19 protein-coding genes are annotated in these 14178 nt (G+C 67.7%); 18 read left to right on the forward strand and 1 reads right to left on the reverse strand.

Going from position 1 to position 14178, the window contains the following annotated elements; all coding sequences use genetic code 11:
* The first annotated feature begins 78 nt into the window (after window positions 1-78).
* The 3 genes from B9Y82_RS08830 (at window position 79) to B9Y82_RS08840 (ending at window position 2602) form a co-directional block, all read left to right on the forward strand.
* On the forward strand, window positions 79-1119 hold the full coding sequence (locus B9Y82_RS08830) for a twin-arginine translocation signal domain-containing protein (protein ID WP_100472468.1): 1041 nt from the start codon (window positions 79-81) through the stop codon (window positions 1117-1119).
* Window positions 1116-1997, forward strand: coding sequence for a TolB family protein (locus tag B9Y82_RS08835; protein WP_100472470.1), 882 nt, complete (start codon window positions 1116-1118; stop codon window positions 1995-1997). The genes B9Y82_RS08830 and B9Y82_RS08835 overlap by 4 nt, the downstream gene beginning before the upstream one ends.
* Before the next feature lie 245 nt (window positions 1998-2242).
* The gene (locus tag B9Y82_RS08840) at window positions 2243-2602 is read left to right on the forward strand and encodes a hypothetical protein (protein WP_238381570.1); all 360 of its coding nucleotides are present in this window, start codon (window positions 2243-2245) and stop codon (window positions 2600-2602) included.
* A 19-nt stretch (window positions 2603-2621) separates the two neighbouring features.
* On the opposite strand, the gene B9Y82_RS08845 is transcribed toward B9Y82_RS08840, so the two are convergent.
* The gene (locus B9Y82_RS08845) at window positions 2622-3977 is read right to left on the reverse strand and encodes a sigma-54 interaction domain-containing protein (RefSeq protein ID WP_100472474.1); all 1356 of its coding nucleotides are present in this window, start codon (window positions 3975-3977) and stop codon (window positions 2622-2624) included.
* Window positions 3978-4373: 396 nt separating this feature from the next.
* Between B9Y82_RS08845 and B9Y82_RS08850 the strand changes: the two genes are divergently transcribed.
* The 15 genes from B9Y82_RS08850 to B9Y82_RS20860 all read left to right on the forward strand — a co-directional run bounded on the left by B9Y82_RS08850 (window position 4374) and on the right by B9Y82_RS20860 (window position 14143).
* Window positions 4374-4904: a hypothetical protein gene (locus tag B9Y82_RS08850; protein ID WP_100472477.1), complete on the forward strand. Its 531-nt coding sequence runs from the start codon at window positions 4374-4376 to the stop codon at window positions 4902-4904.
* Between the two features lie 41 nt (window positions 4905-4945).
* Window positions 4946-5515 (forward strand): hypothetical protein, encoded by a 570-nt coding sequence (locus B9Y82_RS08855; protein ID WP_100475199.1) that lies wholly within the window; start codon window positions 4946-4948, stop codon window positions 5513-5515.
* 43 nt (window positions 5516-5558) lie between these two features.
* Window positions 5559-6875, forward strand: coding sequence for an adhesin (locus B9Y82_RS08860; protein WP_100472479.1), 1317 nt, complete (start codon window positions 5559-5561; stop codon window positions 6873-6875).
* Window positions 6876-6974: 99 nt separating this feature from the next.
* Window positions 6975-7679: a C39 family peptidase gene (locus B9Y82_RS08865; protein ID WP_100472481.1), complete on the forward strand. Its 705-nt coding sequence runs from the start codon at window positions 6975-6977 to the stop codon at window positions 7677-7679.
* A gap of 13 nt (window positions 7680-7692) precedes the next feature.
* Window positions 7693-8442: a hypothetical protein gene (locus B9Y82_RS08870; protein ID WP_100472484.1), complete on the forward strand. Its 750-nt coding sequence runs from the start codon at window positions 7693-7695 to the stop codon at window positions 8440-8442.
* Window positions 8443-8491: 49 nt separating this feature from the next.
* The gene (locus tag B9Y82_RS08875) at window positions 8492-9784 is read left to right on the forward strand and encodes a transporter (protein WP_100472486.1); all 1293 of its coding nucleotides are present in this window, start codon (window positions 8492-8494) and stop codon (window positions 9782-9784) included.
* Window positions 9785-10084: 300 nt separating this feature from the next.
* Window positions 10085-10375, forward strand: coding sequence for a RebB family R body protein (locus B9Y82_RS08880; RefSeq protein ID WP_005416648.1), 291 nt, complete (start codon window positions 10085-10087; stop codon window positions 10373-10375).
* A 43-nt stretch (window positions 10376-10418) separates the two neighbouring features.
* Complete coding sequence (locus B9Y82_RS08885; protein WP_005416649.1) at window positions 10419-10688, forward strand: RebB family R body protein; 270 nt, start codon at window positions 10419-10421, stop codon at window positions 10686-10688.
* A 26-nt stretch (window positions 10689-10714) separates the two neighbouring features.
* Complete coding sequence (locus tag B9Y82_RS08890) at window positions 10715-10981, forward strand: RebB family R body protein (RefSeq protein WP_100472488.1); 267 nt, start codon at window positions 10715-10717, stop codon at window positions 10979-10981.
* A gap of 60 nt (window positions 10982-11041) precedes the next feature.
* A complete protein-coding gene (locus tag B9Y82_RS08895; protein WP_005416651.1) occupies window positions 11042-11314 on the forward strand; it encodes a RebB family R body protein in 273 nt (90 codons plus the stop codon).
* 70 nt (window positions 11315-11384) lie between these two features.
* On the forward strand, window positions 11385-11621 hold the full coding sequence (locus B9Y82_RS08900) for a RebB family R body protein (protein WP_100472490.1): 237 nt from the start codon (window positions 11385-11387) through the stop codon (window positions 11619-11621).
* On the forward strand, window positions 11618-12205 hold the full coding sequence (locus tag B9Y82_RS08905) for a RebB family R body protein (RefSeq protein ID WP_100472493.1): 588 nt from the start codon (window positions 11618-11620) through the stop codon (window positions 12203-12205). The genes B9Y82_RS08900 and B9Y82_RS08905 overlap by 4 nt, the downstream gene beginning before the upstream one ends.
* Before the next feature lie 47 nt (window positions 12206-12252).
* Window positions 12253-12600, forward strand: a complete 348-nt coding sequence (locus B9Y82_RS08910; protein WP_100472496.1) for a hypothetical protein — start codon at window positions 12253-12255, stop codon at window positions 12598-12600.
* A 20-nt stretch (window positions 12601-12620) separates the two neighbouring features.
* The gene (locus B9Y82_RS08915; protein WP_100472498.1) at window positions 12621-13700 is read left to right on the forward strand and encodes a hypothetical protein; all 1080 of its coding nucleotides are present in this window, start codon (window positions 12621-12623) and stop codon (window positions 13698-13700) included.
* A gap of 29 nt (window positions 13701-13729) precedes the next feature.
* On the forward strand, window positions 13730-14143 hold the full coding sequence (locus tag B9Y82_RS20860; protein ID WP_238381571.1) for a hypothetical protein: 414 nt from the start codon (window positions 13730-13732) through the stop codon (window positions 14141-14143).
* Window positions 14144-14178 lie beyond the last annotated feature (35 nt).

The following is a 14178-nucleotide window of genomic DNA, read 5'->3' on the forward strand; positions in this document are numbered from 1 at the left end:
CCTGAGCCTCGGTATCTGCGTGGTCAATCCCCCCTTTTCCCGCAACGATGGCGGCACCTCCGGCATGGGATCACGCACATGGATCGACGGCAGTTCCTGGCCACCCTGGCCGCCGCGGCAGCATCCGGCGCCGTGCCCGCCGGATGGGCCCAGGCCAGCCACAGCGAAGACTGGAAATGGTTGCAGGGCAACTGGCAGGTCCGGCACCAGCGCCTCAAGGAGCGCCTGGTGGGAGACACCCGCTGGGAGTCCTTCACTGGCTCCAGCGCGGTCTGGCTGACCCTGGGCGGGCTCGGCACCATCGATGACAACCTGATGGCGCTGCCTTCGGGCCCCTACAGGGGATTGGGTGTGCGTGCGTTCGATCCGGTGTCGTCCCAGTGGTCGATCTGGTGGATCGACGGTCGCACCCCAGGCCGTATCGAGCCGCCGGTGCGTGGGGGCTTCAACAACACTGCCGGCAGCTTCCGCGGCCGCGACCGGATCGACGGACGCCCGATCGACGTGTGGTTCCGCTGGCATGACATCCATGGCGAGGAACCATGGTGGGAACAGGCGTTCTCTGCCGATGCGGGCGAGCACTGGGAGGTCAACTGGCGCAACTGGTTCCGTCGCACCGCTGCGGTCCCCTCGCCGCTTCCGAAGCTGACCGATGCACCGCGCGATTTTGATTTCCTGGTGGGCCATTGGAGCGTTCGCCACCGTCGCCTGCGCGCGCGGCTGGCTGGCAGCGATGCCTGGGACGCGTTCAACGGCACCCTGCACAACTGGCCGGTACTGGGAGGATTCGGCAACGTGGGCGACAACCTGATGGACGTGCCTGGAGCGCCGCTGCGCGGAATGGGCATCCGCGCCTGGAATGCAACGGAGCGGCACTGGCTGAGCTGGTGGCTGGATGGCCGGGAGCCGACCCGGATTGGCGCGCCTCTGCGTGGTGGTTTCGACGCCGGTGTCGGCCGCTTCTTCGGCGACGACCAGCACGACGGACGAGCGATCCAGACGCGGGTGATCTGGTCACGCATTACCCCGCGTTCGGCGCGCTGGGAACAGGCGGCCTCGGCCGATGGCGGACGCAGCTGGGAGACCAACTGGGTCAGCGACTTCGAGCGACAGGCATGAGGGCGCTGCTGGCGGTGATGCTGCTGGTCTCTGCATCGTCTCTCGCTTCGCCCTCAGAACGCCTGCAGATCGTCGGCCCCGCCGAACGCTTTGCCCCCGGCATTGCATCCACGCAACATGACGAGATTCGACTGACCCTGAGCCCGGACGGAAAGACCGCGCTGTGGTTCAGCCGCAACCGGCCAGGCGGTCCGGGCGGGTATGACATCTGGATCTCGCGCCACGATGGGCGGCGCTGGCGGCCGGCGGCGCCGGTTTCGTTCAACACACCGGGCCGTGACTTCGATCCAGCGTTTTCCGCGGATGGACGGGTGGTGTATTTCTGTTCGGATCGTGCCGGTGGCTACGGCGGTGACGATCTGTATCGGGTCAGCATGGGGGGCGACGGTCAATTCGGCACGCCGGTCAATCTCGGCCCCGCAGTGAACAGCGCGGCCGATGAGTTCGCGCCGATGCTCTCGCCGGACGCAGGCACGCTGCTGTATTCCAGCGATCGTGCCGGCGGTGCGGGTGGCCATGACCTCTACGTGGCGGTGATGCTCGGTGGCGTGGCGCAGCCCGCGCGGCCGCTCGCGGGGGACCTCAATACCGCAGCGCAGGAGTTCGATGCCACCTTCCTGGGCGATGGCCGAACGGTGGTGTTTGCCCGTGCCCTGGACTTCGGAAGTGCCCCGGTCCGCCAGTTCATCGCCTACGAGCGTGGAGGCCACTATGACGCGGGCCATGCATTGCCCTCGCCCATGAACGAGCCCGGCAGCGACAGCTACGGCGCGATGCTGGATGGTTCGCGCCGCGATACGCTGACCTACTCAGCGCGCCGCGTAGGCGGCGAGGGACTGGACCTGTACCGCGTCCGCTACCGGATGACGCGGCCCTGAAGGCAGGCGGTGTCGATTTCCAGAGCCCGGGTTCGTCGAGAGGATGAATACCCCAGGAGAAAATGCAGATGCCCTCCCATCAGCCCCTCGCCTGCGCCTGCGGCCAAGTCCGCCTGACCATCATCGGTCGCCCCATCGCCACCGTCGAATGCTGCTGCGACAGCTGCCGCAGGGCCGGCACCCAGCTGCAGTCGATGCCTGGAGCGCCGCAGGTACTTGGACCACACGGCCAGACGCATTTCGTAATGCAGCGCAAGGATCGCGTCCGCTTCGATGCAGGGCAATCCCTGCTGCACGCATTGCGGTTGTCGAGCAGGGGCGGCAGTCGCCGCGTCCTGGCGGGCTGCTGCAATACGCCACTCTTCCTGGAGTTCAGCGGTGGCCATTGGCTGAGCCTGTATGGCCTGCTGTGGCCGGCATCGGCAAGACCCGCCGTGGAGATGCGGACGATGGTCAGTGATCTTCCAGATGCGTCTGCCCTTCCGGACGATGTGCCGAACCTGAAGACCCGGTCGCTGCGGTTCTATGCACGGCTGATGACGGCCTGGATCGCCATGGGCTTCCGCAGCCCACGCATCGACGTCGCGGGAGATACCCATGCCTGAGCATGTCGCGGCCGGGTGATCAGCGCTGCGCCGGCAGTTCCAGCCGGTGCTTGCGGCACAACCGGTACACGGTCACCCGCGAGATCTGCATCTGCCGCGCGCACTCGGACACGTTGTAGCCGGTCTGGCGCAGCGTCTGCAGCAGCACATCGCGCTCGGCCTGGCCGCGGGCATCGTGCAGCATCGGGCTCGGCAGCGCCTGCGCCGGCTCGCCCAGTTCCAGATCGCGTTCACTGATCAGCTCGCCTTCGGCCATGATCGCTGCCCGTTGCACGCGATTGAGCAGCTCGCGCACGTTGCCGGGCCAGCCGAATCGCCGCAGCGCCTGCAGCGCCGCCGGTGCGAAACCGCGCGCACGCACGCTATGGCGCCGCCGGAAGCAGCGCAGGAAGTGTTCGGCCAGCAGCTGCACATCGGCACCGCGCTCGCGCAGTGGCGGCATCAGCAGGCGCAGTACGTTGAGCCGGTAGTAGAGATCACTGCGGAACCGCCCCTGCGCCACCGCGTGTTCCAGTTCGACGTGGGTGGCCGCCAGTACCCGCACATCCGCGCGCAACGGCTGGCTGCTGCCAACGCGCTCGAAGGTGCCCTCCTGCAGCACGCGCAGCAGGCTGGTCTGCGCCTCGGGCGGCAGGTCGCCCACCTCGTCGAGGAACACGGTGCCACCGTGCGCCGATTCGAACACGCCGATCTGGCGCTTGTCGGCGCCGGTGAACGAGCCGCGCTCGTGGCCGAACAGTTCGGACTGCACCAGATTGGCTGGAATGGCACCACAGTTGACCGCGATGAACGGTTTGCCCGCGCGTCCCGAAAGGGCGTGCAGCGCATGCGCTGCCAGCTCTTTGCCGGTGCCGGTTTCGCCAGTGACCAGCACCGGAAGGTCCACCGGTGCGAACTTGTGCAGCACCGTGCGCACCGCATGCAGCGCCGGGCTTTCGCCAATCAGTGCACGTGGCCCTTGCCCGCCACAGGCGTCGCCGGCCCCAGGATCATCTGCATCGAACTGCTGGCGCATGGCGCAGACCAGGTCCTGCAGCCCGAACGGCAGGGTGAACCGCGCAAGGCAGCGCTGAAGCAGGGGCAACCAGGCCGCAGGCGTGGGCCCCGCGCCGGGTGGCAGTACCGCCAGCCAGGGCAGATGCAGGTGCTGCTCCATCCAGGAACTGAGCAGCTGCAAGGCCGCTGCGTCCAGATGGCGCAGATCCAGAACGGCGAGCAGGCGATCGCGCCCACGCAGGCCGATCGCCATCGCAGGATCAGGTTGAATGCTGCGTACATACCAACCCGCGGCTGCCATCGCGCTGCGCTCGTTCGCCAGCGGCTGGCCAAACCAGAGGACGCAACGCGACGCAGAAGCTTCCGGGACCGCTGCCATGCTTCCCCCAGCATCCGGACACCGTCGGCGGGCTGTGAGCCAATCGCCGGCGTGCCGCCCTCCGCCGGGACCCCTACGGCCACCACGGCGGCCTTTGTTGGGCGGATCCTAGCGCTTTGCTAAACAGCGGCGCAATGGGCGGCGCGTCAAGAAAACACTGGCTGAAGCGGCGTCGTTACAGTCTGCGGCGCCGCCTGTAACAACCCTGCGACAGTCGGGCGCCCGCCTTGCCCTGTGGCGCTTGGCGCTGCGCAATCCCAACATTTTTCCCTCGCCGCTGTAACAGCCCGGCAGCAGCGCCCCACTCCGCCGAGCGGCTGCCGGCAGGGCGCACAGGCCTTTCAGGGTTGGCACGGTTGATGCGTGGTTCCGCCGCACCCATCGCGGGAGATCGGCATGGACGGCACCATCCTGTTTCGCGGCCTGGCCGCAGCGCTGGCAGTGACCCTGCTGGCGGTTGGCGCGGACGCCGCTGCATCCGGCGCCCGTCAGGGCGTGAAGCCGCAACCGGGCGAAATCGTCCTGTTGCGGGACGTGTCCGCACGCCCGGCCTATCGCATGGCGCCCCCCGGCATGGCGCTGATCGCCGACCCGAAACCACAGCGCGAGATTGCCAGCGCATTGGGCGCGGGGGGGCCGTCGACCGGCATGGACGAACTGAGCGATGAGGACTATGCCGGCATGGGGGCCGGCCAGGCGGCCTCCGTCGCCTCGCCGCGTGGCACCACCGTTGAACGGGTCACCCAGCAGGCCCTCGGTGGCACGCTGGGGCGCAGCAGTGACGGCATGGTTGGCAGCAACCTCGGCAGCGCGCTGGGCGGCCCACTCGGCGCGGTCGGCAACAGCACCCGCGGCATCGGCGATACCGTGCGCGGCGCACTCGCCCAGTTCCCGTTGCAGGGCCCGGCCCCGGCAGGTGGCAAGTGAAGCGGGCACGTTGGCTGCTGGTCCTGTTCGCCGCGCCGTTGATGGCGCAGGCCGACGACTACAGCGGCATGCTCGCCTACCTCGACGTGGCCCGCATCGACGGCCGCGCCCTGGCGGGTGCAAACGGCGCCATCGCGGTGAACCAGGCCGCCGGCGACCTCAACCTGCAGGCCAACCTGCGCGGCATCGCCTCGGGCGAACGTGCCAACGTGTCGATCGCCAACCGGCAGCTGCAAGGCGGCAACCGCGTGCTCGGCGCAGCACTGCACGCCACCGCCGTCGTCGACGGCAGCGCGCTGGCAGGTGCCAGTGGCATCGCATCCATCAACCAGGCCAGTGGCATCGCCAACACGACGCTCAACGTCGTCAGCGCGACGCTGGCCGGACAGGGCATACGCGAAACCGACGATGCGGCGCTGGCCGCCGAAGGTTCCGCGTTGGCAGGGGGGCGGGACGGCACCGGTCACGGCGCCGCGACGGGCACCCGCAGCGCTGGTGTCACCAGCACTGCGCTGCGGGGATTCGACGGGGTCCTGCAACTCAATCAGATCGCGGGCAGCGGCAACGACACGGCCAATGTGCTGGGCCTGGTCGTGCAGGACCGCCCGTGACAACCACCCAACCGATGCACCACCTGATGAGAGAGAGGGCACCATGAAAGCGACCGTCAAACGGACCATGCTCGCCATGGCGATTGCCACTGCCTCGACCGCCGCCGCGGCCAATGGCTGGGACAACCAGAACGCCAACGCGAACATCAACCACAACCACACCGTCAGCGAAACCCGCAACGACACGCACAACCACACTGACAACGACGTGCGCAACCGCACCGTCAACGCCAATGTGCAGAAGCACAGCAACATCCAGGCCGACGAACGCAAGGAAAAGAACAACCACGGCGTCGACGTGAACCTGGAGAAGGACCTGCGCCTCAGCACCGACGTCGATTTCTCCGGCGACCCCAACATCACCGGCGACATCGATCTCGACTCTGCGGCCATCGCGGTGATCGACAACCGCCAGTCGATCAGCAACAACGCTACCAGCAACAGCCTGGTCACCAACAGCGCCTCCATCGGTGACAGCGTGGGTGCAGGTGCATCGGGCAACCTGGGCTTCAACGTGGTCTCCGGTGACAACAACGCACAGGACAATGCCGCATCGCTGTCCGCTGCCGATGCGTCCTTCAGCTTCGGCATGGCCGACGCCGAGGTGTTCGTCAACCAGGCCGGCTTCGGCAACGCCACCCTGAACTCCGGCGTCACCAACGCCGCAGGTCTCGGCGGCAACGCCTTCGGTGGTGCTTCGGGCAACATCGGCGTGAACATCGCCTCGGGCAACAACAACGAGCAGAAGAACGCGCTCGCGGCCTCGGTAGCGACCACCGCGGTGGCGCAGTCGAGCATCAGCTCCAACCAGGTCTCCACCGGCAACACCGTCAGCAATGCCGGCTTCGTGCAGTCCTACACGGATACCGTGCAGGTCGGGATGCGGGGCGGCGTCAGCGGCCTGACCCTGGCCTACGGCGCGGGCACCTATCGCGGCACCGGCAACGCCTACCAGATGGCCAACTACTACCTGGACACCTGGAGTGGCGATCTGCCACACCCGGATGGCAACAGCACCGGCCACATCGATCTGGACAACGAGATCCAGAACGCCACGATGAACCCCAACCGGCCGGGAGTGGGCGGCCTGGGCTTCGATACGCGTGAGAGTGGCACCAGCCAGTTCGTCGAACTGGGCGTGGCCGACCTGTATGCCAGCCTCAGCGGCACGGTCAGCACCACGCGCTGGGTGAACGTCAACGCGACCAACACCTCGGCGTTGTCCGGCAGTGCTTTCTCCGGCGCCTCCGGCAACATCGGTGTGAACGTTGCTGCGGGCACCGGCAACCTGCAGGCCAACAGCCTGGCCCTGGCAGTCGCCCAGCCCAGCACCGGCGGCGGTGGTGGCAGCGGCGAGTAAGCGCAACACCCCGGCCGTCCGCCAATGGCCGGGTCCCCGGGAGCCCCTGTTCCTCCTCCCCCTTGGGACAGGGGCTCCCTCCTGCAGCTGGAGAGCACGATGAGACGCTACCGCCTTTCGACCTGCCTGCTGGCCTGCCTGTTGCTGCTGGGCACGGCATCGGCGTGGGCGGGCGAGGTCCGTTTCTCCGGCGTGCTGCCCAATGGCGCATTGCTGCAGCAGAACGTGGAAAGCATGCAGGAACGGCGCTACCGCAACGTGGTGCGGCAGCACACTGATTACAGCTGCGGCGCCGCGGCCCTGGCAACCATCCTGCGCCATGCCTACCACCTGGATACCGACGAGGCGACGGTGATCGAAGGGATGATGGGGGTCTCCGATCCGGCGCTGGTGGCCGAGCGCGGATTTTCGCTGCTCGACATCAAGCGCTACGTGGAATCGCTGGGCATGCGCGGGCGCGGGTATCGCATCGACGAGGCCCGCCTGCGCACCCTGCGCGTTCCCGGCCTTGTCCTGATGGACGTGCGCGGCTTCCGCCACTTCGTGGTGCTCAAGCAGGTGCGCGACGGTGTGGCCGAGGTGGCTGATCCCATCCTTGGCAACCGCAGCCTGGCATTGCCCGAGTTCCTGGCAGCCTGGCCATCACGTGCGGTATTCGTGGTGATCGGAAGCGATTTCGATCGCAACACGGTCCTGCTGCAACCCAGCGAACGGCCCAGTGCCCGCGCCCTCTACGCGCGGCAGGGGCCGATCACCGATGCCGAACTGGTCGACTTCGGCTTCAGCCACGCCGACCTGTTCTGAAGGAGGCTCCGCCATGTTCCGCCACCCTCTGCTGATGGTCCTGCTGCTGGTGAGCCCCGCCCTGCCCCTGCAGGCGGCCGAGGCTGCGCCCGGCCGCGGCCTGCAGGAAATCCCGGATCCCGAACTGAACCTGATGCGCGGCCGCTACACCATGGGCGGCAATGCCGTGGCCTGGTTCGGCGTAACGATGGCCTCGCAGTGGCAGGCCGGCAACGGAAGTGTGCTGCAGGGTGCGCTGACCCTGGGCATGGACTTCCGCGGCGCCGACGGCCCGAAACTGAGCTTCCAGCCCAGCGTGCACGTGACCGCTGCGGACGCGCCGCTGCCACAGGCGCAGGGCCGCCACATCGACAGCAGTGGCCTGGCCAATGCCAGCGGCCTGGTGCAGAGCGTGCAGGTGGCCGGCGATGGCAACGTCGCACGCAATGCGACCACGCTGGTGGTCCGCGATGGCGCGGTGCCGGCCCTGCCGGGTGACGGCACGCATTCGCTCAGTGCGCAGCAGGCGGGCATGTCAGCCTCTGCAGTGCTCGACGGCAACCAGGCTCGCCTGCAGCTGCAGGTGGATGGCCAGGGCCTGGTCCAGCAATGGATCCGCAACGGCAGCGTCGGCCAGGGCATCGCCCTGAGCGGTGACGGCCAGATCGCCAGCAACCAGCTGCGGCTGGAGCTGGTGCGTGACACCGCGGGCGGCAACCTGCCGTTGAGCCAGAACGTGGCCCAGGCGATTGCAATGAACCGCGGCATGGGGCCGGGCCGGTAGCACCACGGCACGGCGTTGGGGGAAGCGCTCCACAACGCAGGACACGAACATGCACACCCTGATGAGGATCACCCCGTTGGCGCTGGCGGCGCTGGCGGGCACCGCCTTCGCTGCGCCACCGGCGGCGGACGAAGGCGCCGATGTACAGGCGCTGGCCAACCAGCTGGCACAGCTGAAAGCCAACTACGCACAGGAAGTACGGCGGCTGCGCGAGCTGGACATGCAGGTGCAGGCGATGCAGGCCCGCTTGGCGGGCCGGGCCGGCCCGGATGCGGTCGCTCCCGCAGCGCCCCTGGCACAGGCCGCGGCCGCAGCCGTTCCTCCCGGCAACGAAGGCTACGCCAGCAGCGCCGCCGAAGCGCAGCAGGCAAAGCAGGAGGCACGGCGCAGCGTGGACGACGTGAAGCAACAGCAATCGGCGCTGTTCTCGCGCCGGTTCACCATCGAAAACAGCCTCACCTACGCCCGTTACGACCGCAAGCAGCTCACCCTCAACGGCTTCCTGGCACTGGACGCGATCTTTCTCGGCAACATCGCCATCGAGAACGTCGAATCCGATTCGCTCACCTACAACCTGGCCGCCCGTTGGGGTGTCAGCCCGAACCTGACGCTCAACCTGGACGTGCCTTACCTGGCGCGGCGCACGGTCTACCAGAAGGGCGGTGCCGGCGGTGCGGCGGCCGCGATCGCGCAGGAAGAAACCAATGGCAACGGGCTGGGCGATATCGGCCTGAGCGCGAACTACCGGCTGTCCGGCGAACGCGGCTGGCGCCCGGAGACCGTGCTCACCGCCGGCGTGACCGCCCCCACCGGGCGCGCGCCTTACGGCCTGGACTGGAAGGTGATCGAGCGCGACGACGATGACTACATCCGCTTCGCCGTGCCCAGGGAGCAACCCACCGGCAATGGCGTGTGGCAGGCCAACGTCGGCCTGTCGATGGTCAAGACCGCCGATCCGGCGATCCTGTTCGCCAACCTCGGCTACGTGCATTCGTTCCCGCGTGGTTTCAGTGACATCGACAGCAATCCCGACACGGTCAACCCGGGTGACGTGAAGCTTGGCGGCTCGGTCTACTTCGGTGCCGGCGTGGCCTTTGCGTTCAACGAGCGCACCAGCCTCAGCCTGTCCTTCAGCGACCGCATCAGCACCCGCGCGTCCACCCGTTTCCAGGGCGGCAAGTGGATGAAGGTGATCGGCAGCGACGCCAACGCTGCGTCACTGAATCTGGGGGTGACCTATGCACTCAACCAGCACACCACGCTGGTGACCCTGCTGGGCATCGGGCTGACCCCGGATGCACCGGACTTTACCTTGGCATTCAAGATTCCCTACATGCTCTGACCCGCCCGATCCGGCGACGACGTGGCCGCTGCCCGTCGCCGCCGAATCGCGGCCGCCGTGTGCGGGCCCTGTGTGTCCTCCCGGGTAACCCGCCAGCGCTGGCGATGACGGCGTTGATCATCAGTTCCACCGTATTCACGCCACGCCTTCACGGTGATCCGCCCGCATTCTCCGTCGATTCCGCCAATCCGGCGGCGACGCCATTTCCTACTCTGGCCCCACGGTGAAGCCCAGGCCGCTGCAGGCGACGCACCGTGAGACTGGATACCTCGCACTTCCACCCTTTCGCAGGAGCAGGACATGGCATTTCCAACCGCGGTAAACGACCAGATCACCGATTCGGTCACCCAGGCCAACACCAAGGTGCTGGGCGACGCGCCCGCCGTGGCGGTGGGCAACCTGTACCAGGCCACTGCACAGGCCCTGGCCAACGCTGCCCACAACGCCACCAACGCGCAGCAGCAGTCCTACGTGACCGCGCAGTCGGCCACCACCATGGGCGTGGCCACGCTGTACTCGATCGATACCGCGACCACCGCCGTGGCAAGCAAGGAAATCCTCAGCACCCGCGTTCGCGGCCTGGGTTCCTGATCCGTCGTTCCGTAGTTGACCCGCCAACCCCAAGGAGATCGACATGGCATTCCCGACCGCTGTAAACGACCAGATCACCGATTCGGTCACCCAGGCCAACACCAAGGTGCTGGGCGACGCGCCCGCCGTGGCCATGGGCAACCTGTACCAGGCCACCGCGCAGGCGCTGGCCAACGCCGCCCACAACGCCACCAATGCGCAGCAGCAGTCCTATGTGACGGCGCAGGCGGCCACCACCATGGGGGTGGCCACGTTGTATTCGATCGACACGGCCACCACCGGCGTGGCCACCAAGCAGATCCTCGGCGCGTGATGCGCCGGCAGGCAAGGAGCTGAGCCATGGCATTTCCCACGGCCGTCAACGACCAGATCACCGACGCGGTCAGCCAGGCCAACCTGCAGGTGCTGGGCGTGGCGCCTGCCACGGCAATGGGCACGCTGTACCAGGCCACCGCGCAGGCGCTGGCCAATGCCGCCCACAACGCGACGCTCGCCCAGCAGCAGATGTATGTCACGGCACAGGCCGCGACCACGATGGGTGTCGCGCTGCTCTACGCCGTCGATACCGGCGCCACCGGCGCCGCCACCCGGAAGATTCTCGGCTGAATCCATTGAGTGCCGGCAATCTCCGTTCCTGTAGTGCTGTCCACCCTAGGAGCTTCCACCATGGCATTTCCCACCGCCGTCAACAGCCAGATCACCGATTCGGTCTCGCAGGTCAACACCAAGGTGCTTGGTGATGCGCCGGCCATCGCAATGGGCAACCTGTTCGTGGCCACCAGCCAGGCGTTGTCCAACGCCGCGCACAACGCCACCAACAACCAGCAGCAGTCCTACGTGACCATGCAGGCGTCGACCACCCAGGGCGTGTCCACGCTGTATGCGATCGACACCGCCTCCAACGGCGTGGCCACCCGCGAAATCCTGGGCCTGCGCTGACGTGTCGGCCCGGCGTGACGCCAACCACTGCGCCCCCGCTCAGGGCGGCGTCACGCCGGGCCCCTGATCGATGGCCGCATCGCCCGCCACCGGCTACCTGCTGGCCGCAACCAGCACCGGTTCCGGGGTGGCGATCGCCCTCGCCCCCTCGTTCGCGATGTCCGCCACGTACCTGGCGATGGCCGACAGCCTCGGCCTTGCCATGCAGAACGCGGTGGCCAACCAGCAACGCGGCCAGGTGACCGCCGGCGCAAGCCTGGCCCAGGTCCTGGCCCTGATCATCCAGAAGGGAACCGTTCCGTCATGAACAGTGAGAACACCGTCAACAGCCAGATCGTCGACAGCGTCACCGCTGCGTCGACCCTGCTGGTGGCCCAGGGGCCGGCGCAGTCCTTCAGCATGCTGGACATGGTGATGCTGGAAACGCTGGGCACGGCCATGCACAACGCCGTCGCGCGCCAGCAGGGTGCGGGCATGGTCAGCAACGCAGCGGTGACCGCCACCTGCGCGAAGATGATCAATGCCCCCTGGCCGGTGCCGCCGCCCGCACCGGAACCGCCTCCGCCGCCACCGCCGCAGGTGATTCCCCTGCCCGGCCCGGTGCCGGCACCCCCTTCGCCTGCGGCAGTGATCGCCGCAGCCACCGCAGAAGGAAAGACCGCCATCAGCGTCCTGCAGGCACAGACCCATGGTGCCACTGCCGACGCTGCGGCCGCTACCAGCAGCCTGCATGCACTGCAAACGCTTGCAGGCAATGCGGCAGCGCCCGCGCCCGGTGCTGCGCCCGACCCCACGTCCGGTCCGGATCCGGCCGCGGGTCCCGCCCAGGATCCCGCGCCAGACTCCCCTTCCCCTTCCCCGGCCACAGGCGACGCTGACGCCGGGGCCTGACACCGCGCAGGCCGCCTGCGGCCGCACCCGCCCATCAAGGAGCCCGTATGGACCCGAGCTACGTCAACGCCCAGGTCATCGATGTGATCAACCATGTGCAAACGGCCACCATGTCCGCGTCCGTGGTGAAGACGAGTGGCGCCGGCAAGGCCTACCAGTCGGTGGCCCAGTCCGCGGCGATCGCCGTGCAGGATGCCGCCGATGCCCTGCGCAACGTCTCAACCATCGCGACCACCGCAGCCGGTGTGGCCATGGCCCAGTATCTGGCAACGGGGGACGAGAAGTATGCGAGGGTGCTCACGCAGGCGCAGACCATGATGCAGGGAGCCACCAACGACTTCAGCCGGGTCGGCAGTGCCGCCGCGACCGTCCTCAAGGATTTTCCGGCCCAGTGAGGCCGCCAGGAGAGCCACGCATGAGCGTTTTCATTGCCGGTCGTTCCATTCCCCAGGCCAACCTGCTCAGCCAATCGTGCCGGCGGGTCCTTCAGTTCATCGACGGTGGCGAGCACTGGTTGAGGTGGGCCATTGAATCCCATGAACACCGTTACGCCTTCTCCGACGAGGGCACGATGCTTGATGGGGTGCAACAGGGCCTGCATGGTTCGCGCATGACCTGGTTGCCGCGCATCGGCCTGCAGATCGGCCCGATCAAGCTGCTCAGCCTCACTGCCAGCGACCTCGATGCCCTGCGCAACATCGAACTGGGCGAAGAGACACGCCTGTCGCACAGCGAGGCACAGGATGTACTGGCAAGGCACCGGCTGCTGACCAACAACGAACTCGGTGCCTTCCGGCCCTTCCTGGCCTCGGTTGGCGCAGCCGATGCTCCGCTGCTGCAGCAACTGGATTTTCGTGAATCGGTGGCGCTCCACCAGCTGGCCGGTGAAGTGGGAATGACCACCGCAGGGCGCGATGATCTGGCCGACGCCGCCCGCTTCGCGCTGCTGCACGCGCGCCGGCCCATCGAGTTTGCCGACTATTTCCGTTTCTACCAGCACGTGAGCGCAGGGGGCGGAAGCAGCGAGCATCGAATGAGTCGTGCCACCGGCGCGTTGCAGCAGCTGCTGCCGATGCTGTTCGACTTCCTGGACGGGCCGCAGCTGCCACAGCTGCCGTCGCCGGAGCAGGTGCGCGAGGCGATTGGCGCAAGCCTGGCCGCGAACCGGCAGATCGGTTATGCACGCATCTCACTGGCCGCCCAGCAGATGGCATTGTGCTTCGACAACAGCCCCGACCTGCTGCGCGATGACCACAGTCTGCGCGAAGCCGCGCAGTGGCAGCTGCGTGATGCGCAGGAATTCCTCAACGAACACCCGGTCTCCCGTGGCCAGCTCGGGCAGGATGGTGCCAGCGTGCAGTTCGCGATCGATGGCTCCAGAGGGCAGGCGCTGATACAGGTGGAGGACAATGTGATCACCCTGCAGGACTACCGCCGCACCCGTCACTACCTGGGCGATGAAGCACAGGTGGGCTACCGCGCGGGTACGGTGTGAACCCGCCTCCGGCGCCGGAACGCGATGGCGTGCAGGCAGCGACGGAGGCCCTCGCCACGGCAGCCGGCGCGGCCGTTGCCGCCGGACGCATGGCGGCCCGGCAACAGGCGCAGAAGATCCTGGCCGATGCCCAGTCCGCATTGCGCCATATCCTGGGGGAACGTGACGACGGTGTTCCCCCCTCATCCCCAGCAGGAGCACCGACGATGACCTTCCCGACCCCGCTTCCCGGCATGCCCACCCCCGCCTATCCGGCGGGAAAAACCCCGATGGAAATCGCCCAGGAACTCGCGGATGCCGCCATGGCCGCCAGTGAAAAGGGCATCTGCGCCGCGATGGAGGCTTCGCAACGCGCGGTCGAGGCCGCCAACGTGGCCGCCCGCCGTGCGGATGAAGCCGCCGAGCTGGCCGTCCAGCGCGCTGCTGAAGCGAACGCGCGCTAACGCCTGATGTTCCATCCCAGCGCCCCGGGGCAGGC

Origin of the sequence: Stenotrophomonas maltophilia, from assembly GCF_002799155.1 — a bacterium.
Lineage (GTDB): Bacteria > Pseudomonadota > Gammaproteobacteria > Xanthomonadales > Xanthomonadaceae > Stenotrophomonas > Stenotrophomonas maltophilia_R.